The organism is Eggerthella sp. 1_3_56FAA, assembly GCF_000185625.1.
Taxonomy (GTDB): Bacteria; Actinomycetota; Coriobacteriia; order Coriobacteriales; family Eggerthellaceae; genus Eggerthella; species Eggerthella lenta.
In genome coordinates, this window is record NZ_GL622579.1 from 892,361 (window position 1) to 910,202 (window position 17,842).

Sequence of the window (17,842 nt, forward strand, 5' to 3'; positions counted from 1 at the left end):
GCCACGACCACCTGCTGGGCAGGATCGATGAAGCCGTCGAGCGCCAAGCTCATCAGCTGGCGCAACGGGAACGCCGCCACGATGCACCACACCGCGCATGCGAACCCCTGCGTCTTCGCCAACAGGATGACGAAGCGCGACGCGAACCAGAAGTAGCCGAGCCCTGCCAGCACGAGCCCGAACGTGGCCAGGACGGCAGGGCTGAAGAAGTCCTGATGGAACGACAGCGCGAAGCATCCCGTGCCCACAGCGGCCATCACCGGCATCACGAACGCGAGGCTGCGATCGTGCGCGGCCACCCAGCGCGGAGCCGCCGCCAGCACCGCGGCCAGCACGAGGATGCCCGTCAGCCAGAACGTGCGGGCGTTCGCCCACTCCGCCAGACCGAGCGAGGACAGCAGGAAGCCGGGCGTGTGCCCCATGAGCGTGCACCACAGCAAGATGAGCGAGAGCCCGGCGGCCGACGCCGCCCCGCATACGTTCACGATTCCCCGCCGATGCTCCATGCCGCAGCGCTCCCCTTTCGCGTTCCCCTTGCGTTTCTGCACGCAGTATAGCGCATCGGCGGGAGCGCACGCTGAGCGGAGCCGGAAGATGCCGGCTCCGCTCATGGAAAGATGCAGCGTATCGCGGAGGCTAGCGCACCGCAAAGGAAAGGCTGGCGGACAGCGGCGACACCACGTCGTCGGCCGTGCGGGCGCGCACGGTCATCTCGTAGTCGCCCGCCTCGTCGAACGAAGTGGTGAACCGCCAGTTCACCCACTTGTCGGCGGTGGCGCCGTCCGTCTCGCACGCCGTCCAGGTACGCCCGCCGTCGAAGGAGAACTCGATGGCCGCGACGGGGCTTCCGCAGTCGTCGGCCACGCCCTCGAACGTGATCTCGTCGCCCGCCTCGAACACGCAGCCGTCGGAGGTGTTCTTGATCTCGATCTTGTTGCGGTACATGGGGTCGACCGAGGCCACCTCGGGCACGGCGTCCTCGCGGGTGAGCTCGATGCTTGCGATGTTTCGCGTGAAGTAGCGCGCCACGGTTTCGGGCATCCACAGCTGCACGCTCGATCCCTCCGACGCCTTCAGCTCCTCGCCGTTCACCCGGTACACCAAAAGCGCGTTCTTGTCGAGCGCGTACTGCAACGGCAGCGGCTCGCCGTAGCCGTCGGCGCCGTAGGCCGTCACGGTGTTCACGCCGTCTTCGAGTTCGGCCATGCCCACCACCGATGCCAACGGCACGCCGATGACGGCAGCCTGGCCGAAGGGCGAGCCCGTGGCGCACGAGCAGCCCATGAGCGCTTCCTGCTCCTCGTCGTCGAGCTCGGACAGGTTCACCGTGAAGTTCTCCTTCACCTGGCCGCCCACGTTCACATAGTAGTTGGCGACGCCGTCCTGCTCGGCGGCGAGCTCGGGCGCGGGCTTGGAGCACATCGAGAGGATCGCCGTGCCGAACACGTTGAACAGCTCGTCGTTGGGGGTGACGCCCTCTTGGTTGAACGTGAACGACCCCTGCACGTCCGCAACGCGCACGTAGTCGGATTCCTCGCCCAGCCACTGGGCGCGGATGTCCAAATCGGCCACCGTGTGGGTTGCGCCGGCGGGCCGGGAGCCTTCTTCGGCGGTTGCGGGCTGCTGGGCCGCGAGGGCCGCGCCGGTTCCCGATGCGAGCAGCACCGCGCCCGCAACGCCGGCCATGATCTTCTGAGCTGGCTTGTTCATGAGCGCTTTTACTCCTTTCCTTCCGTCGCGTCGACGGCCGCCTTCGGCGCGACGAGCGACGGGGTGTCGATGACGACGGTCTGATCGGCGGTCGGCATCGTGTCCTTCGCGTTCACCATGACCGTCTGGATCTGCGGGCTCACGAGACCGCTTTCCGTGGTGGCGCGCAGCTGCAGGCAGTAGGCGCTCTCCTCCTGGGGCGTCCAGGTGAAGTCGAACCAGACGAGCTTGTTGACGTCGGTGTCGCCCAATTCGTATTTCGTCCAGGTTTTGCCGAAGTCCATCGAGAACTCGACGCTCGCTATCTTCTCGTCGTAGGCGTCCAGATAGCCGTGGAACGTATAGGGCTGGCCGTTCTGGATGACGAGGCCCTCGGGCACGCCCAGGATGGTGGCGTTGGGCTTGTTCGTCCAGTTCCCCTCGGCGTCGATCCAGCCGTTCGGGTTGCCGTCGTGATGCTCGAACTCGTACACGTGGTCGTCGAAGTCGGGCGCGTCGGTGGCCACCTTGTACTCGCTCATCTGCTTGGAGTTCACTTCAGGGTCGACGCCTTCGCACCAGTTCGTGCAGGGGAAGCCGTTGGCCGCGGTCAGCTGCTCGCCGTTGATCTTGTACACGAGGAAGGCCTCGCCGCCGTCCACCTTGTCCAGCGGCATGGCGCGCTTGGACGAGCCGTCGGCGCGCATGACGCGCACGCCGTTGATGTCGGCGTTGTCGGTGTAGCCGCCCGCACGCTCGATGAGCCAGCTCACGGGGATGCCAGTGATCTCCACGTTGCTCACCGAGCCGGCGCCGGTGCCGTTCCAGTTGCACACTTCCTTCGAAACCTTCGTCACCACGACGCCGGCCTCCTCCGCTTCCTTCACGAGGTCGGGAAGAAGCGCGGTGTAGGGGCTGTTCACCTCGCCGTCCACCGTGATGGGCCAGCTGTCGAACAGGCTCTGGGGCATGGGCGTGTCGGCGTACTCGGCGCCGGAGCGCATACGGTCGTACAGGCGGTTCCAGGCGTCCATGTTGAACATGTCCTCCTGCGCCATCGTGGTTTCCTGGTCGATGGAGAAGTCGCCCTCCACGTTCTCGACCTTCGTCACGCCGCGCAGGCGCTCGAACTTGGTCTGATCCCACAGCGCCATGCCCTCGCCGTCGTTGGTTGCATCGTGGCAAGAGTAGCAGTTGCCTTTGTACTCGTCCTCGAACCGACCGTCGGACACCAAGCCGTAGTGGACGTTGTGGATGAGCGTGCCGAACTCGTACTGCGTGGGGATGTAGCCCGGCGAGTATGTATGGCAGAACAGGCACTGGTCCACCGTCATCTCGGCATCGAGCGCCGGGCTGTTCGGCGAGGGATGCATGGTCTGCGCGAGGTGTTGCAGCGTCGCGTCGAGGTCGGCGTGGCAGCTGTTGCAGCCGCGGTTGTCGTTGTTCAGCCGGTAGATGTTGTACGGCGTCTTGCCTTGACGGGCGCGCTCGGTCAGCTCGCTGGGGGTGCGCTGCACGATCTGGCCGCTCGGCAGCGTGCGCAGCTCGGGCGCCCATTGATCGACGTTCGCGTCCCACATGTCGTGCATGTCGTCGAGGTAGCCCTTGCCCGGGTAGGCGTCGAGCGAGATGCCGTCGTAGGTGGTGCCCTCCTCTCCGGCGATGATCGATTTCTGTTCGTCGGTGTAGTTCCGCTCCTCCGCTTGCGCGGCTTGCCGATCGTCCGTTGCAAGCGCCTCGTTCGCTTGGGGAGCGCAGCCGGCGATGCCGACCGTCCCCAGCAAGGCGCACACCGTGACCAGCGCGATCCTGCGTTGTGCGTGCATCGGTCTCCTTCCTTCCGTTTCCTCGTCCTGCGCGGCGGCCGAACGCTCAGCCGACCCCTCCGCGCGGAAGGCATCGTAAGGAAACAGGGGCGGCGCGCGCCATCGTCGAAGCGAACCATCTTTGGGATTCGGCGGCATCGTCCGAACCGGAGGATGCCGCCGAACAGGCAAAACGGCCCCGCAGATGCAGGGCCGCTCGCTGAAGTCGTGCGCGTCGGGAGGGAGAGGGCAGATCCGCCCTAGCTCGCATCGGCGGCTTCGATGATGTCGAGCAGCTCCTGGCGGTTGTGGATGTCGAGCTTCTGGTAGAGGTGCATGCGGTGCGTCTGCACGGTGCTGCGCGACAGGAACAGCTTCTTCTCGATATGCGCCGAGTCGCGTCCTTGCGCGATGAGCATGGCGATCTCCGTTTCCCGCGGCGAGAGCTGGTACTCCTGCGCAACCGCTTGGCATTTCGCTTTGAACGGCGCTTTACGCTTGTACGGGACGATTTGCACGAGCGCGTTCGCATCGGCCTCGGTGAACATGACCGCGTAACCCACCGCCACCGCAAGCACGGCCGCGAACACGATCAGATGCACGTTGTCCATGGTGAGGTGCTGCACGAACACCGAGCTGAACAGCGCACCGCCTAGCGACCCCAGCGACCAGAATCCGTACACGAGCCCGAAGAACCCAGGCGCATGAGTCGGGGAATCGCGGAACACCGACGCTGCGATGACCCAGACGAGCAGGAACACGAGCTGGTACATGATGACGCTGCACGTGTAGCCCACGATAGTCGCCTGCCCTGCCAGCACGATGGGCAGCAACAGGATGCTGGCAAGGCCCAGAAGGAATATCATGCGGTACAGATGCCCGAACTGGAAGCGCTCGCGATACGCCAGCAGCGCGTAGGCGAAAGCGACAGCCGCCACTACCACGACGAACGCCGCAGCATGGTACGCCACCGCGAAGGGCGAAGTCGTCACCTGCGTGCGCATGAACGCATCGAACTCGCTGCGGAACAGATGGTCGATCACGCCCCATGCGAACACGATGGCCGCCAGCTTCACGAGCATCAGCGTCGACGCTCCGTGCCCCTCTTGCGAGGCGGGAACCTCGCTCGACGGGCGTTCATCTGCGTGTTCGCGTTGCCCAACTCGCAGGCAGATCGTCGACACCAGGGGCAACGCGATGGATGTCGCGACGACCGTGTAGATATTCGCGATCGAGATGATGGCGTTGATGGCGCAGGTCAGCACTTGCGACAGGAACAGCGTGAGGAACATGCTCTGCGCCGATAGCCTGCCGAACAACTGCATCCAGAACAGGTAGAGCAAAACCGACAGCGACCCTGCAACCGCGATGACCACGTCGCCCGTTACCGACACGGAGTTCCTCGTAACGAGCGGCAGAACCAGCACGGCGCCCATGAGCGCCATGGCCACGCCGAGCGCGAGCGGCTTCACCGTGCGCTCGAGCACCGCGAACAGGCGTCGTCCGCCTAGGAATATCACGAGGCATGCCAGAGCAGCCGCCACGAGCGAAGGCATGCAGGCACCATGGGGAGGCTTGTTCACGAGCGCGCTCATCATGTTGTCCGGCGTGGCCGCCGTGAGCAACGTTGGCGAGATCGACACCGCGCAGCCGAATCCCACGGCAAGCGTCACATTGGCCCGCGTGACCGCCTTCGACCACGCGTCTTTCAGAGCAGTGCGATTCCCCATGGAAGACCCCCGTATCCCCTACGATCTTCCGCTTCCCATTCTACCCCAATAGCATGCGTCCGAACAACGTGTCGCCACCTGGGAAAACGAAAGATCATATAACGGAACCGATGCGGTTTCGCACGCTCATCCACCGCTTCCGATACCTCTTTCCCCAGCGATTTGCCAGAGTATTCGTAACGTCCTGCGCCGCACCGAGGCGCAGGGCACGGGGACATCGAGGAGAGGAGTCACGTATGACGAAATGGGGAATGCTCATCGACCTCAAGCGCTGCGCAGGGTGCGGGGCGTGCGTCGTGGCATGCCAGCTGCAGAACAACCAGAGCCCGGGCGTATCCTGGGTGAAGCTCGACACGGTTGAATGGGGCGAGGCCGCAGGCGAGGCGGGACGCGCTTACCTTCCGCACGCCTGCATGCACTGCGAAAATCCTGAATGCGTATCGGTCTGCCCGACCGGCGCCAGCCAGAAGCTCGACGACGGCGTGGTCATCGTTGATTACGACGCGTGCATCACCTGCGGCTACTGCATGTCCGCGTGCCCTTACGGCGCCCGCGTGCTCAACGAAGGAAAGGGCAATTATTTCGACGAGTACGCTCAAGCGCCCTACGAGGCTTACGGCGTCCAGCGCTCGCGCGTCGTCGAGAAATGCATCTTCTGCCATGAGCGCGCAGAGGAGGGGCTTCCGGTTGCCTGCGTGCTCAACTGCCCTGCGCACGCACGCTTCTTCGGCGATCTCGACGACCCTGAAAGCGACGTGAGCAAACGCATCGCCCTAGGCGATGCCGTGCGCGTCGACGAGACATCGTTCTATTACGTGCCCATGAACGGCATGGACGAAGACCTGCTGCCCACGGCCGCAGGAGGCGCTTTCGCAGAAAGTTCGAAAGCGGCGCCCGGCATCGACCCTGTCGCAGCGACGGTGGGCGTCGTCGCGGTAGCCGCGGTCGGCGTGGGCGTGGGCGTCGGAGTGAAGAAGTCGAAGGACAAGGCGAAAGCGCAAGCCAAAACCGAAGCGAAGAGCGAATAAGGAGGGCGCACTCATGACTACGATTGACGAAACAGCGATGCAACACACCATCAGCCGCCGCTCGTTCGTGAAGGGCGCGTCCGCCCTGGCCGCCGGAGGCGCGCTGGCCAGCGCGTTCAGCTTCGACATCGCGCACGCCGAGGGCACAGTTGACCCCGATGCCCCTGTCGAGAAACGCTACACGTACTGCGACATGTGCAATCAGGTTCCCAAGTGCGGCATGACCGCGTACGTCCAGGACGGCAAGATCGTGCGCGTCGAATCGAGAACGCCCCATCCCACCACGCCCCTTTGCGCCAAGGGCCTGGCAAGCATCCAGGAGCTTTACGACCCCAAGCGCCTGCAGACGCCGCTGCGCCGCACGAATCCCAAGGGCACCGGGCAGTCCCAATGGGAGCCCATCACCTGGGACGAGGCTTACGACACCATCGTAAGCGAGTTCAACCGCGTCAAGGACGCCGACGGCCCGGATGCCGTGATGTTCTACTGCGGCGACCCCAAGGAGCCACGCCCGCCTATCCAGCGCGTCGCAACGCTGTTCGGCAGCTCCACATACGGACTTGAAAGCTCGCTGTGCTCGACTGCCACGAACATCACGTCCCAGCTCGTGTACGGACGCGGTCAGAATTCGTCGGGATCCGACCCCACCGACGACACCGGCAGCTGCATGATTTGGAGCCTCAACGCGGCCTGGTCGCAGCCGAACCGCCACGCGAAGTTCATGGATCAGAAAGAGCGCGGCTGCAAGTTCGTCATCGTCGACCCGCGCATCACGCCCACGGTCATGGGCCTCGCCGACATCCATCTGCAGCTGCGGCCCGGATCCGACGGCGCGCTCGCCCTCGGGTTCATCAACATCCTCATCCGCGACGGGCTCGTGGACAAGCAGTTCGTCGAGGAATGGACGCACGGCTACGAAGGCCTCGCCGACTTGGCAGCCCAGTATCCGCCCGAGAAAGTCGAGGAGATCACCTGGGTGCCCGCGACCAAGCTGGAAGAGGCCGTGCACCTGCTGGCCGAAAACGCGCCCAGCACGCTGGTCACTAGCTCGGCAGGGCTCGCCCATTCCTCGAACGTGGGGCACGCGCTGCGCGCCGTGTTCATGATCCCCGCCCTCATGGGCATGATCGAGAAGAAGGGCGGGGTCATGTTCGCCTCGGGCGGCTTGCCGCTCGACGTGAGCGCGTCAACCGCGAAGTTCCGCGCCGAAGACATCTACGCCGAACAGGGATTCGCCGACAAGCGAGTCGATAAGGACGACTTCCCCGCCTGGGTATCGTTCACCAAGCACTTCCAGACGGCTCGCCTGCCCGAGTACATAGACGAGGGGAAGATCAAGGCCGCCATCCTCGTGGCCAGCAACGTGATGATCTGGCCCGAATCGGACCGCTACCAGGAAGCCCTCGGCAAGCTGGAGTTCGTGGCCGCCGTGGACTACTACGAGCGCCCCTGGACCCACGACTACGTGGACATCCTGCTGCCCGCCGCCATGTGCCACGAGCGCATGGCCCCCTTCGCCGCCTACGGCCGCAAGCTGTTCTTCCGCGAACCGTGCGTCGAGCCTGCCGGGCAGGCGCGCGAAGACTGGAAGATCATGCTCGATCTGGGATGCAAGCTGGGTTACGAGGAGCAGTGCTTCGGCGGCGACGTGGAAGCGGCCCTCGACAACATCCTGCAGACGGCGGGCCTCGACGTCACGGTGGATGACCTACGCGCCAACCCCGAGGGCCTGGAGATTCCCGGCAACAAGAACGAAGAAGGCAAGCACGCCAGCGGCAAGCTGCGCAAGGACGGGCAGCCCGGCTTCAACACGCCGTCCGGCAAGCTGGAGTTCGACTCAGAGATCCTCAAGGGTTTCGGCTACGAGGGGCTTCCCGTGTACGAGGAGCCGGTGCACACCCCCTACGCGCCCACCGAGGAGGACAAGCGCTACCCGCTCGTTCTGAACGCAGGCTCGCGCCTGCCCTATTACACGCATTCCAAGCTGCGCGAGATCCCTTGGCTCAACCAATTCATGCCTGAACCCGTCGTACGCCTGCACCCTCAAGACGCGCGCGATCGCTCCATCAGCGACGGCGACATGGTACGCGTGTTCAACCATCAGAACGAGATAGAGATGAAGGCCGAGGTGACGAACCTCGTGCACGCCGGGATGGTGGACATCTTTCACGGATGGCACCAGGCGAACGTGAACCTCCTGACCACGCGGGACTTCGATCCCATCACCGGCTTTCCGCCGTTCAGGTGCGGGTTGTGCGAAGTCGAGGCCACCGGCAAGGGACGCCTCGTCAGCCAATAGCCAGCCAACGGAAACGGCCCCGCCTGTACCGCGTTCCGTGCGGGCGGGGCTCCAAGGAGGAACCATGGAAGAACGGAAAAAGAGCCGCAAGGGGCTCGTTGCGCTCGGCGTCGCGGCGGTGGTCATCGTTGCGGCCGGCACGGGATTCTGGATATGGCACGAGCAGCCCAGCTTCTGCAACGCCGTCTGCCACACGCCGATGGACTCGTACGTGGAAGCCTACTACGCCGACGATGCGACGCTGCTGGCGACCTCGCATCGCGTTGCAGACGTCAGCTGCCTCGACTGCCATGTGCCCACGCTCGGCGAACAGCTGGCCGAAGGCGCTGCATGGGTGGCAGGAGGCTACGAACTGCCGCTCGAACAGCGGCAGTTCGACGACGAATTCTGCATGAACGGTTCATGCCACGCTATCGGACAGGGCAGCCTCGCGCAGATCACCGCGCAACGGGAGTACAACCCGCATAGCAACTACCACGAGGAACTGGCGTGCGGCACGTGCCACAAGTCGCACACCGCATCGGTCATGCAGTGCGCGCAGTGCCACAGCGACGCCGACGTCCCTGCCGGCTGGGTCGTTCGATAGCGGCCGCAAGGCTGGAAAGGAGGTTCTCATGGAGGTGTTGCTGGCGATCGTCATCAGCGTGCTGTTCGCTTTCGCGCTGCGCAAGCAGATCAAGCGCTACGCCGTGTCGTTCTACATCGTAGCCGCAGCCGCCGACGTGCTGTTCCTGTCGGGAGTGCTGTTCGGCGTGTCGAGAGAGTTCGCCGCCGCGGTGTACCCGTACCTCACGCGCTGCCTGCTCGGGTTCTCCCTGTTCGCGCTCGTCATGTACGTCGGAGCGCTGCCCGAGGGATCGAAGGCGCGCCAAATGCTCATGCCCATCCGAGGCGAACTGTCCATCATCGCCGCCATTTTCACCATCGGGCATGTGGCGAACTACCTGGGCACGTACCTGGCCGACATCCTGTCGGGGTTCGCGGGGATGTCGGCGGGCATGATCGCGTCGTTCATCGTGTCCAGCCTGCTCATCGTGTTGTTGGCGGCGCTCACCGTCACGTCGTTCAACACGGTGAAAACCCGTATGAACTCGGATGCGTGGAAGCGCTTGCAGAAAACCGCCTACGCGTTCTTCGGGCTGACGTACGTGCACCTCGTGCTGGTGCTGGCGCCTACCGTTTCCTCGAGCGGGCAGAAAGCCGCGTTCAGCATCGCCGCGTACACGGCGGTCATGCTGGTCTACGTTGTGCTGCGCACGGCAACGCACCTGCGTGCGAAGCGAACGCGACCCTCAACGTCGTAACACTTCGAACGCCCGGCTTCGAGCGCGCTCGAAGCCGGGCGCGAAAGGACGGCTCTCGCACATCCATGCAGGAGGGCCGCGCTGCCAACCTGGGCGCGAATCGGCACTCATGGCAATTTCTGCATCCGCTTCGCACGGCATCAGGCAACGATAGGGTTCAAAACCCCAGATGGCGAGATTTCTTCAGGCGACGTATCGCGAAACGTATCGGCGCACATTGCCATAGATGCCGATTCGCGCCCAAAAAAAGGAGGGGGGATGCGCCACCGAGCCTCGGCTGAGCTACTTCCCTTCCAGCTGCGGGATGGGCGCGTCATCGGGCTCGTCAAGGTTGCCGTCGTAGACATAGTGGCGCGTCTCGCGCGCGATCATGCCGCTGAGCAGCAGCACGACCACGATGTTGGGAATGGCCATCAGCGCATTGCCGATGTCCGAGATCGTCCACACTATGTCGCCCACGCCGATGGCGCCGAGGAAAGCCACGGCCACGTAAACCACCTGGTAGGGGCGGATGGCGTAACGGCCGAACAGATACGTGATGCACCGGTTTCCATAGTACGACCAACCCAGGATGGTGGTATAGCTGAACGCCACCATGCCCAGCACCAGGATGGGCGTGCCGATGTAGGGGATCTTCGAGAACGCCTCGCTGGCCAGCATCGCGCCGGAGTAGACGGTGGGATTCGCCAGGATGTCGGAGGCGATATCGGGGTTCGCCAGCATCGTGGACACCAGCACGATGCCCGTGAGCGCGCAGATGACCACGGTGGACCAGAAGGTGCCGGTCATCGCCACAAGCGCCTGCTGCGCCGGGTTGCGCGTGGAAGCCGCGGACGCCACGATGGGCGCCGAGCCCAGGCCCGACTCGTTGGAGAACAGGCCGCGCGCGCAGCCGAACTGCAGCGCCATCATGATGCCGGAGCCCACGGCGCCACCGAACGCGGCCTTCGAAGTGAACGCGCATTCCAGGATAAGGCCCAGCGCGTCGCCGACCAGCGCCCAATTGAACGCGAGGATGACGAGGCAGCCGCCCGCATAGGCCACGGCCATGATGGGGACGAGGCGCTCGCACACCTTCGAGATGGACTGCACGCCGCCGAAGATGACCACCGACACCAGCACCACGATGATCACGCCGACGATCCACGCGGGCACGTCCACGTTCGAGGTGATGATGCCGGACATGGCCGACGCCTGCACGGCCGAACCAGTTCCAATGGCCGCGATGGCCGCGAACGCGGCGAACGCCACAGCGCCGAGCTTCGCCCACCAGGGGGTATGCCCGCCGGGGCTGGGATCGCGCTTGCCCTCGGCGTTGCGCCTGAACGCGCGCTCCCAAATATACATGGCACCGCCCAGCATGGCGCCGTTGTGGTCGCGCACGCGGTACTTCACGGCCGCGTACACCTCGGCGTACTTCGTCGCGATGCCGAACACGCCGGTGATCCACATCCAGAACACCGCGCCCGGCCCGCCCGCGAGAATGGCCGTGGCCACGCCCACGATGGAGCCGGTGCCGATGGTGGCCGCCAGCGCCGTGGCCAGCGCGCCGAAGTGGCTGATGTCGCCTTTGCCCTCCGGGTCGCTCGATAGCGACAGCTTGATGGCCATCGGCAGCTTGCGCTGGATGAACCCCGTCTTGAAGGTGAAGAACAGATGCGACCCCAGCAGAAGCGCGATCATCGCGGGGCCCCATACGAATGCGTCGATGGTGTTGAGTAGTTCGAACATAATTCCGCTATTCTACCCCGGAGTTCGCCCGATCAGGAAAAACAACGCCTGCCGTCCACAAACGGTTACCCGCTCGCGCGCAACGACGCTTTTGACGGCTCGCTTCAGCGATGGTAGATGAGGTGGCAGACGTCGTCGCCGCGGGCGATGGTCTTGGGGAGGTCGAGCTCGCAGCCGTAGGCCTCGCCGATGCCGCGGTCGCCGCACATGGCCCAGTCGCAAAGGTTGGAAATCTCCTCGTCGGTGCAGCCCTGCTTCTGCCACGCCTTTACGAGCGGACAGTAGTGGAACTCCAACTCGAAGCGGTCGTCCTGCACGTCTTTGACATCCATCTCGAACACCATCTGCGCCGGCTTGCCGAACAGGCCTTTCTTGAGGCTTTTCAGACTGTTCGTGCCGCCGCCTTTCGCCACCAGCTCGGCGCCCTGGAACAGCCCGCAGCGTTTCACCGCCGCCGGAGCGAACGCGGCCGGGTCGGCGCCCGCCTTCGCCGCCTCGTCGGTGAGCAGGTACAGCCACAGCGCTCGATGCTCCAACAGCTCGCGAATGGCTTTGATGAGCGGATTCTTGATGCGCGGCTCGTTGACCACTTTGCTTGCCATGACGTCTCCCCTTTCCGGCGCTTCCCTCTTCGTCGCAACGATTATACGGCATGCGAGGAGTTCGCACGAGGCGCGCGGGCGCGAAGCTCCGCCTCGGCACTTTCGGCCGCCCAACCCACAAAACCTGCGCATTGTCCCCCTGCTTTGCGCTGCACGGTTGCCATACGGCAACAAGGCGGCTACAATGCAGCGCATGGATTCTGTTTCAGGGCGAGGTGCGATTCCTCACTGGCGGTAATCCGGCCGTCGGCGAAACGCCGAGCGAGCCGGGAGTCCGCGACCCTGCAAGCGCCCCCGATAGGGATCGCGTTTGCAGGCTGATTCCGGTTGGATCCCGGAACCAACGGTATAGTCCGGATGGAAGAGGCAGAGATCCGCGTCGCCCGCGCCTCGCGCGCATCGGCGCGGACCCCAAGAAGCCTGTATGGAAGGAATTCATACGGGCTCGTTTTCTCTTTAGGCCGGAAAACCTGACCCGAACGTCACGGCCTGCAAAGAGAAAGGGGTTGCCATGACCGGCAACGCACCGGGCACGAACGCCCAGGACACGTACGAATTCACCAACACCAACAAGTGGGACACCCGCCAGCTCGTCACCATGGCGCTCATGTGCGCGATCGGCGTGCTGCTGTCGTTCGTGGAATTCCCGCTGCTACCAGGCGTCACATGGCTCAAATACGACGCCTCGGCCATGCCCGCCATGGTGTGCGGCTTCGCCTTCGGGCCCGCCGCCGGCCTCGCGGTGGGCATCGTGGGGGCCGTCATCCACGGCATCCTCATGGCGGATTTCTCGGGCGCCATCATGAACATCCTCGTGGTCACCGGCTTCATCCTGCCCGCCGCGCTCGTGTACCGCCGCTCGCGCACGTTCAAAAGCGGCGTCGTCGGCCTCGTGCTGAGCGCCGTCGCCGCCACCGTCATGGCCATCCTAGGCAACCTCGTGATCACGCCGATGTGGCTGGGCGTGCCGCTGGACGCGGTGGTGGCCATGATCCTGCCCATCCTCACGCCGTTCAACCTCGCGAAGGCGGGCATCAACGCGGTGCTCACACTCATCGTGTACAAGAGCATCTCCAATCTGATCACGCCCAAGAAGAAGCAGGTGAAGGGACGCTAGCCGCATGATCGAGTTCAAGGGAACAGGCTTCACGTACGACGGCGAGCGCTTCGTGCTGGACGGCGTGGACGCACGCATCGAGCGGGGCGAATTCGTGTGCATCCTGGGCGGCAACGGATCGGGCAAGTCGACGCTGGCCAAGCACGTCAACGCGCTGCTCGTGCCGGACGAGGGCAGCGTCACCGTGCTCGACCGCGACACGCGCGACGAGCGCTCCACCTACTTCATCCGCAGCAACGCCGGCATGGTGTTCCAGAACCCCGACGACCAGCTGGTGGCAAGCCTCATCGAAAACGACGTGGCCTTCGGCCCCGAGAACCTGGGCGTGCCCACCGACCAGCTGCGCCAGCGCGTGGCCGACGCGCTGGCCGACGTGGGGCTGCAGGGCTTCGACAAGCGCGAGACCGCGGCGCTGTCGGGCGGGCAGAAGCAACGCGTGGCCATCGCCGGCGTGCTGGCCATGGAGCCCGCCATCCTCATCCTGGACGAGGCCACGGCCATGCTGGACCCGCGCGGGCGCAAGGGTCTCATGCGCGTGTGCCGCGAGCTGCATGACCGCGGCATGACCGTGGTCATGATCACGCACTTCATGGAGGAGGCCGCGCAGGCCGACCGCGTCATCGTGCTGGAAGACGGCCACGTAGCCTGCGACGGCGCGCCTCAGGACGTGCTCGTACAGGCCGAGCTGCTGGAACGGCTGAACCTCGACCTGCCGTTCGCCGCCGAGCTTTCGCTGGAGCTGCAGCGGCGCGGCGTGCCCGTGGGCATGCACATCGAGACGACCACGTTGAAGGAGGAGCTGTGCCGATTGCTTTCGAAGGCGTAAGCTACTCGTACGCCGACCCCGCCCGCCAGGAGAAGCGGAAGTCGCGGGCGAAGCGCCGCCGCGAGGCCGGCGTGATCGAGGACGCCCCCTCGCTCGAGCGCGGCAAGCCGGCCTGGGGAGGCGACCCCGACGCCGTGTGGGCGCTGCGCGATATCACGTTCGAGCTGGAGGACGGCGAGTTCCTCGGCATCGCCGGTCACACCGGCAGCGGCAAGAGCACCCTCATCCAGCACATGAACGGGCTGGTGAGCCCCACGCGCGGGCGCGTGCTGCTGGACGGCCAGGACCTGGCCGACAAGCGCGCGGCGCAGGCCTGTCGCGGCAAGGTGGGGCTCGTGTTCCAGTATCCCGAGTACCAGCTGTTCGCCGCCACCGTGCGCGAGGACGTGGCGTTCGGCCCCCGCAACCTGGGGCTGTCCGCCGACGAGGTGGAGCGCCGCGTGGCCGCCGCGCTGGAAAGCGTGCGCCTCGACATCGCCGAGCTGGGCGACAAGAGCCCCTTCGAGCTGTCGGGCGGCCAGCAGCGCCGCGTGGCGTTCGCGGGCGTGCTGGCCATGGAGCCGCGCGTCCTCGTGCTGGACGAGCCGGTGGCCGGCCTCGATCCCGTGGCGCGCGAGGAGTTCCTCGACCTCATCGCCCAGCTGCACGGCAGCGGGCTCACCGTGGTCATGGTGTCGCACAGCATGGACGACCTCGCCCGCCTGTCCGACCGCGTGCTCGTGCTGAACGAGGGCCGGCAGTTCGCGTTCGGCACGCCGTCCGAGGTGTTCGCGCACGGCGAGGGGCTGCGCGCCATCGGCTTGGACGTGCCCGCCCCCCAGAAGCTGGCCGACGAGCTGCGCGTAGCGGGCGTGGAGCTGCCGTCGAAGCTGTACGACGTGAAAGCGCTGGCGGACGAGCTGGCGGGCGCCTACCGCGCGGCCGTCGAAGCCTCGGAGGCCCCTCATGCCTGACATCGCGGTCATCGGACGCTACTGGCCGGGCACGAGCCCGCTGCATCGCATGGACGCGCGCGCGAAGCTGCTGCTGGCGCTCGCGCTCATGGCGGTGGTGTTCGTCGCGCAGTCGTTTCTCGGGCTCGCGGTGTGCGCGGCGTTCGTGTTCGGCTTCTTCAGGCTGGCGGGCATCCCCATCCGCTCGGCGTTCAAGTCCATCGCGCCGCTCGCGTTCATCGTGGTGGTCACCGCCCTGCTCAACGTGTTCTTCGTGCAGGGCGGCACGGTGCTGTTCGAGTGGTGGATCATCCGCATCAGCGAGGCGGGCCTGTGGCAGGCGGCCTTCATCGCCTGCCGCCTGCTGCTGTTGCTGCTGGGGATGAGCCTGCTCACCCTGACCACCGCCACGCTCGACATCACCGATGCGTTCGAGTACCTGCTGCACCCCTTCAGCCGCATCGGCGTGCCGGCGCACGAGCTGTCCATGATGATGGGCATCGCCCTGCGCTTCCTGCCCCAGTTCACCTTCGAGCTGCAAACCGTGTACCGCGCGCAGATCAGCCGCGGCGCCACGTTCTCCAAAGGGCGGCTGCGCATGCTCGCCTCCCTCATGGTGCCGCTGTTCACCAGCGCGTTCCGCCACGCGGAAACGCTGTCGTCGGCCATGGAGGCCCGCTGCTACCACGGCGGCGTCGGCCGCACGCGCCTGCATCCCCTCGCGTTCACCGCGCTCGACCGCAACGGCGTCGTCGTCATCGTCGCCATGCTGGCCTGCGTCGTGGCCACCAACTTCATCCCCTGGTAGGACCGCTCCGAAGCCGCCCTATCCCAACCGAAAGGAACCCCCATGAACGGAACGAACACCATCGTCGACTACCTCACGAGCGTCCCGGCCTGGTACCTGGCCACCTGCGAGGGCGATCAGCCGCACGTGCGCCCCTTCAGCTTCGCCGCCGTGCAGGACGGCCGGATCTGGTTCTGCACCGCCACCACGAAGGACGTGTACCGCGAGCTGGAGCTCAACCCAAAGTTTGAATTGACCGCCTGGAAACCGGGCAGCGGCTGGGTTATCATGCGGGGGGAAGCTGTTCTCGAAGATCGGGCGAACGATGAGGTTCGTCGTGCGGGGTACGAGCACATGACGGGGCTCGGCGAGAGCTACGAGGGGCCGGACGACAAGACGCTCACGTTCTTCACCGTGCGCGATCCCGAAGCATGGCTGTGCGACATCGACGGAAGCTGGAACCCCGTCGAGCTGTAGCGGCGACCCCTCACAGACCCTCGAACAGCTGGCCCACGGTGGTGTCCAAGCCGCCCGCGATGCGCTCGAGCATGTCGACCGTCGGATTCGCTTTTCCGCTTTCGATATCGATGAGGTATTTGCGGCTGACGCCCACCATGAGAGCGAAGGACGTTTGCGACACGTTCGCGCTCGCGCGGAGCCTCGCGATATTGGTTCCGAGCTGAGTTTTTAGTGAAGTGTTCTCCATGCCGGTTAAAGGCTAGTCCCGGCGGGAGGAAAAGTCGTAAACTATAGTTTACAGACCGTCAATAAAACAAGAGGTTTGTACTATGAGTTTATCGAGAGGGTCATTGCTTGAGGGCAAGATCGCCGGAGGTCGCACATGAGCGGAACCGAGTACGAAGAATTGATGGACACGATCAGACGCGCGGCAGCGCGCATTTTCGAATACGCCGAGACCGAGGAAGAGGTGTGCCGCCTGGAGCAAGCGATCAACCACGATATCATGTACGTGGCGGCCATCGCGCAATCCGAGCGGGTCAAGCCCCCGACGGGCTGGGACCCGCTCGGCCGCTGACGCGCGCGCCAAGCCGGTACGGCTACGCGAAGTCGTACAGGTCCTTCGTGGCGGTGCGGAAGTCCTCGTAGACCTCGGCCGCCACCGCTTCATCCTCGACGAACTCGAAGGCCGCAGGTTGGCCGTCTTCGTCGAGCTCGGTCACCTCAAGCAGCACGACCTCGCCGGACGAGCCCACGGGCTCGTCTTCTGTTACGGGGAAGAAGAAGCCGTAGCTGCGGTCGTGGTGCAAGATGAGGCCGAGGAACTCGAGTTCCGTCTGCTCGCCCGTCTCGTCCTCGAGCACAAGGGTGACGCCCTCCTCGGTCGGCGGGCAGAAATTGGGAGCGCTTCCTTCGCGCATCGTAGGCTCCTTACCTTCAGCTTGATCGTTGGCGTTAGGGTACCACAAGCGCCGCCCGATGCGCAGGTGCGCGCCGGCAACGACAGACAAGCGTTAGACGATGAAGTCGCGTCCGCTTTCCACCAGGTCGATGAGCTCTTGCTGCGTGTGCACGCCCAGCTTCTGGTAGATGTGGCGGATGTGCGTCTTGGCGGTGTTGCGCGTCACGCGGCACTCCTCCTGGATGAACGCGCCGTTGCGCCCGCGCGCCAGCAGCGCGAACACCTCCCCCTCGCGCTCGGTGAGCCCGTGGACGGACGCCAGGTGCGCGCAGCGCGTGTCGATGGCGGCCTCGGGAGCGGCGGGCGCCTCCACCTCCTCCACCGGCTTCACGCCGCGGATGGCTGCCGAGAAGCTGAAGTCCTTGAGCCCGATCCATACGTACCCGACGAAGGCGGCGGCCACGAGCGCGAACAGCAGCAGGCGCACGTCGGCGCCCGCGGCGTCGGCGGCGACGGGCAGATGCCCCAGCACGACGCCCGTCGTGGCGCCGAGGTTCGAGGCGCAGAAGCCCTGGCCGAGGGCCGCGATGCCGCCCGAGGGGTTGCGCGCCGCGATGATGGCGAGCGTCGCC

Annotated in this window: 18 protein-coding genes, 1 pseudogene and 1 riboswitch; of the genes and pseudogenes, 10 read left to right on the forward strand and 9 right to left on the reverse strand. The window is 65.3% G+C overall.

The features are described from left to right. The 4 genes and pseudogenes from HMPREF1023_RS15645 to HMPREF1023_RS03915 all read right to left on the reverse strand — a co-directional run. Positions 1-506 (reverse strand): annotated as a pseudogene (locus tag HMPREF1023_RS15645) (LuxR family transcriptional regulator); the annotation flags it as partial. Positions 507-636: 130 nt separating this feature from the next. Then, on the reverse strand, positions 637-1,710 hold the full coding sequence (locus HMPREF1023_RS03905) for a molybdopterin-dependent oxidoreductase (RefSeq protein ID WP_009304853.1): 1,074 nt from the start codon (positions 1,708-1,710) through the stop codon (positions 637-639). A gap of 8 nt (positions 1,711-1,718) precedes the next feature. Continuing rightward, the gene (locus tag HMPREF1023_RS03910; protein ID WP_009304854.1) at positions 1,719-3,515 is read right to left on the reverse strand and encodes a molybdopterin-dependent oxidoreductase; all 1,797 of its coding nucleotides are present in this window, start codon (positions 3,513-3,515) and stop codon (positions 1,719-1,721) included. Between the two features lie 239 nt (positions 3,516-3,754). Continuing rightward, on the reverse strand, positions 3,755-5,224 hold the full coding sequence (locus HMPREF1023_RS03915) for a helix-turn-helix transcriptional regulator (protein WP_009304855.1): 1,470 nt from the start codon (positions 5,222-5,224) through the stop codon (positions 3,755-3,757). A 236-nt stretch (positions 5,225-5,460) separates the two neighbouring features. On the opposite strand from HMPREF1023_RS03915, the gene HMPREF1023_RS03920 reads away from it, so the two are divergent. The 4 genes from HMPREF1023_RS03920 to HMPREF1023_RS03935 all read left to right on the forward strand — a co-directional run bounded on the left by HMPREF1023_RS03920 (position 5,461) and on the right by HMPREF1023_RS03935 (position 9,855). Further along, positions 5,461-6,252, forward strand: coding sequence for a 4Fe-4S dicluster domain-containing protein (locus HMPREF1023_RS03920; protein ID WP_009608863.1), 792 nt, complete (start codon positions 5,461-5,463; stop codon positions 6,250-6,252). 13 nt (positions 6,253-6,265) lie between these two features. Beyond that, a complete protein-coding gene (locus HMPREF1023_RS03925; protein ID WP_009304857.1) occupies positions 6,266-8,551 on the forward strand; it encodes a molybdopterin-dependent oxidoreductase in 2,286 nt (761 codons plus the stop codon). A gap of 64 nt (positions 8,552-8,615) precedes the next feature. Continuing rightward, positions 8,616-9,137, forward strand: coding sequence for a cytochrome c3 family protein (locus HMPREF1023_RS03930; protein ID WP_009608839.1), 522 nt, complete (start codon positions 8,616-8,618; stop codon positions 9,135-9,137). A gap of 28 nt (positions 9,138-9,165) precedes the next feature. Continuing rightward, positions 9,166-9,855, forward strand: coding sequence for a membrane protein (locus HMPREF1023_RS03935; protein WP_009304859.1), 690 nt, complete (start codon positions 9,166-9,168; stop codon positions 9,853-9,855). Between the two features lie 282 nt (positions 9,856-10,137). Here HMPREF1023_RS03935 and HMPREF1023_RS03940 read toward each other — a convergent pair whose 3' ends face one another. Together HMPREF1023_RS03940 and HMPREF1023_RS03945 are read right to left on the reverse strand one after the other, a co-directional pair. Next, positions 10,138-11,586: a sodium:alanine symporter family protein gene (locus HMPREF1023_RS03940; protein WP_009304860.1), complete on the reverse strand. Its 1,449-nt coding sequence runs from the start codon at positions 11,584-11,586 to the stop codon at positions 10,138-10,140. Between the two features lie 104 nt (positions 11,587-11,690). Then, complete coding sequence (locus tag HMPREF1023_RS03945) at positions 11,691-12,188, reverse strand: L-2-amino-thiazoline-4-carboxylic acid hydrolase (RefSeq protein WP_009304861.1); 498 nt, start codon at positions 12,186-12,188, stop codon at positions 11,691-11,693. A 197-nt stretch (positions 12,189-12,385) separates the two neighbouring features. Continuing rightward, a riboswitch (FMN riboswitch) is annotated at positions 12,386-12,561 on the forward strand. A gap of 138 nt (positions 12,562-12,699) precedes the next feature. On the opposite strand from HMPREF1023_RS03945, the gene HMPREF1023_RS03950 reads away from it, so the two are divergent. Genes HMPREF1023_RS03950 through HMPREF1023_RS03970 form a run of 5 tightly spaced genes read left to right on the forward strand, consistent with a single transcriptional unit; the run spans position 12,700 to position 16,327 of the window. After that, positions 12,700-13,305, forward strand: coding sequence for an ECF transporter S component (locus tag HMPREF1023_RS03950; RefSeq protein WP_009304862.1), 606 nt, complete (start codon positions 12,700-12,702; stop codon positions 13,303-13,305). 4 nt (positions 13,306-13,309) lie between these two features. Then, the gene (locus HMPREF1023_RS03955; protein ID WP_009304863.1) at positions 13,310-14,131 is read left to right on the forward strand and encodes an energy-coupling factor transporter ATPase; all 822 of its coding nucleotides are present in this window, start codon (positions 13,310-13,312) and stop codon (positions 14,129-14,131) included. After that, the gene (locus HMPREF1023_RS03960) at positions 14,107-15,084 is read left to right on the forward strand and encodes an energy-coupling factor transporter ATPase (RefSeq protein ID WP_009304864.1); all 978 of its coding nucleotides are present in this window, start codon (positions 14,107-14,109) and stop codon (positions 15,082-15,084) included. The genes HMPREF1023_RS03955 and HMPREF1023_RS03960 overlap by 25 nt, the downstream gene beginning before the upstream one ends. Further along, on the forward strand, positions 15,077-15,871 hold the full coding sequence (locus tag HMPREF1023_RS03965) for an energy-coupling factor transporter transmembrane protein EcfT (RefSeq protein WP_009304865.1): 795 nt from the start codon (positions 15,077-15,079) through the stop codon (positions 15,869-15,871). The genes HMPREF1023_RS03960 and HMPREF1023_RS03965 overlap by 8 nt, the downstream gene beginning before the upstream one ends. A gap of 42 nt (positions 15,872-15,913) precedes the next feature. Beyond that, entirely contained in the window at positions 15,914-16,327 is a 414-nt protein-coding gene (locus tag HMPREF1023_RS03970) for a pyridoxamine 5'-phosphate oxidase family protein (RefSeq protein ID WP_009304866.1), read from the forward strand. Positions 16,328-16,337: 10 nt separating this feature from the next. On the opposite strand, the gene HMPREF1023_RS03975 is transcribed toward HMPREF1023_RS03970, so the two are convergent. Continuing rightward, positions 16,338-16,556: a helix-turn-helix domain-containing protein gene (locus HMPREF1023_RS03975; protein ID WP_009304867.1), complete on the reverse strand. Its 219-nt coding sequence runs from the start codon at positions 16,554-16,556 to the stop codon at positions 16,338-16,340. 135 nt (positions 16,557-16,691) lie between these two features. On the opposite strand from HMPREF1023_RS03975, the gene HMPREF1023_RS03980 reads away from it, so the two are divergent. Continuing rightward, complete coding sequence (locus HMPREF1023_RS03980; protein WP_009304868.1) at positions 16,692-16,886, forward strand: hypothetical protein; 195 nt, start codon at positions 16,692-16,694, stop codon at positions 16,884-16,886. A gap of 22 nt (positions 16,887-16,908) precedes the next feature. Here HMPREF1023_RS03980 and HMPREF1023_RS03985 read toward each other — a convergent pair whose 3' ends face one another. Both HMPREF1023_RS03985 and HMPREF1023_RS03990 read right to left on the reverse strand, forming a co-directional pair. Continuing rightward, on the reverse strand, positions 16,909-17,229 hold the full coding sequence (locus tag HMPREF1023_RS03985; RefSeq protein ID WP_009304869.1) for a DUF1292 domain-containing protein: 321 nt from the start codon (positions 17,227-17,229) through the stop codon (positions 16,909-16,911). Positions 17,230-17,322: 93 nt separating this feature from the next. Next, on the reverse strand, positions 17,323-17,842 hold a 520-nt coding region (locus tag HMPREF1023_RS03990; RefSeq protein ID WP_035578365.1), incomplete at its 5' end, for a response regulator transcription factor.

What these genes read in the sequence shown, in the direction of transcription:
- HMPREF1023_RS03965 (WP_009304865.1), top strand. Translation starts at nt 15,077, where the DNA reads ATGCCTGACATCGCGGTCATCGGACGCTACTGGCCGGGCACGAGCCCG.
- HMPREF1023_RS03970 (WP_009304866.1), top strand. Translation starts at nt 15,914, where the DNA reads ATGAACGGAACGAACACCATCGTCGACTACCTCACGAGCGTCCCGGCC.
- HMPREF1023_RS03980 (WP_009304868.1), top strand. Translation starts at nt 16,692, where the DNA reads ATGAGCGGAACCGAGTACGAAGAATTGATGGACACGATCAGACGCGCG.
- HMPREF1023_RS03940 (WP_009304860.1), bottom strand. Translation starts at nt 11,586, where the DNA reads ATGTTCGAACTACTCAACACCATCGACGCATTCGTATGGGGCCCCGCG.
- HMPREF1023_RS03910 (WP_009304854.1), bottom strand. Translation starts at nt 3,515, where the DNA reads ATGCACGCACAACGCAGGATCGCGCTGGTCACGGTGTGCGCCTTGCTG.
- HMPREF1023_RS03985 (WP_009304869.1), bottom strand. Translation starts at nt 17,229, where the DNA reads ATGCGCGAAGGAAGCGCTCCCAATTTCTGCCCGCCGACCGAGGAGGGC.
- HMPREF1023_RS03920 (WP_009608863.1), top strand. Translation starts at nt 5,461, where the DNA reads ATGACGAAATGGGGAATGCTCATCGACCTCAAGCGCTGCGCAGGGTGC.
- HMPREF1023_RS03930 (WP_009608839.1), top strand. Translation starts at nt 8,616, where the DNA reads ATGGAAGAACGGAAAAAGAGCCGCAAGGGGCTCGTTGCGCTCGGCGTC.
- HMPREF1023_RS03935 (WP_009304859.1), top strand. Translation starts at nt 9,166, where the DNA reads ATGGAGGTGTTGCTGGCGATCGTCATCAGCGTGCTGTTCGCTTTCGCG.
- HMPREF1023_RS03905 (WP_009304853.1), bottom strand. Translation starts at nt 1,710, where the DNA reads ATGAACAAGCCAGCTCAGAAGATCATGGCCGGCGTTGCGGGCGCGGTG.
- HMPREF1023_RS03955 (WP_009304863.1), top strand. Translation starts at nt 13,310, where the DNA reads ATGATCGAGTTCAAGGGAACAGGCTTCACGTACGACGGCGAGCGCTTC.
- HMPREF1023_RS03945 (WP_009304861.1), bottom strand. Translation starts at nt 12,188, where the DNA reads ATGGCAAGCAAAGTGGTCAACGAGCCGCGCATCAAGAATCCGCTCATC.
- HMPREF1023_RS03915 (WP_009304855.1), bottom strand. Translation starts at nt 5,224, where the DNA reads ATGGGGAATCGCACTGCTCTGAAAGACGCGTGGTCGAAGGCGGTCACG.
- HMPREF1023_RS03975 (WP_009304867.1), bottom strand. Translation starts at nt 16,556, where the DNA reads ATGGAGAACACTTCACTAAAAACTCAGCTCGGAACCAATATCGCGAGG.
- HMPREF1023_RS03925 (WP_009304857.1), top strand. Translation starts at nt 6,266, where the DNA reads ATGACTACGATTGACGAAACAGCGATGCAACACACCATCAGCCGCCGC.
- HMPREF1023_RS03950 (WP_009304862.1), top strand. Translation starts at nt 12,700, where the DNA reads ATGACCGGCAACGCACCGGGCACGAACGCCCAGGACACGTACGAATTC.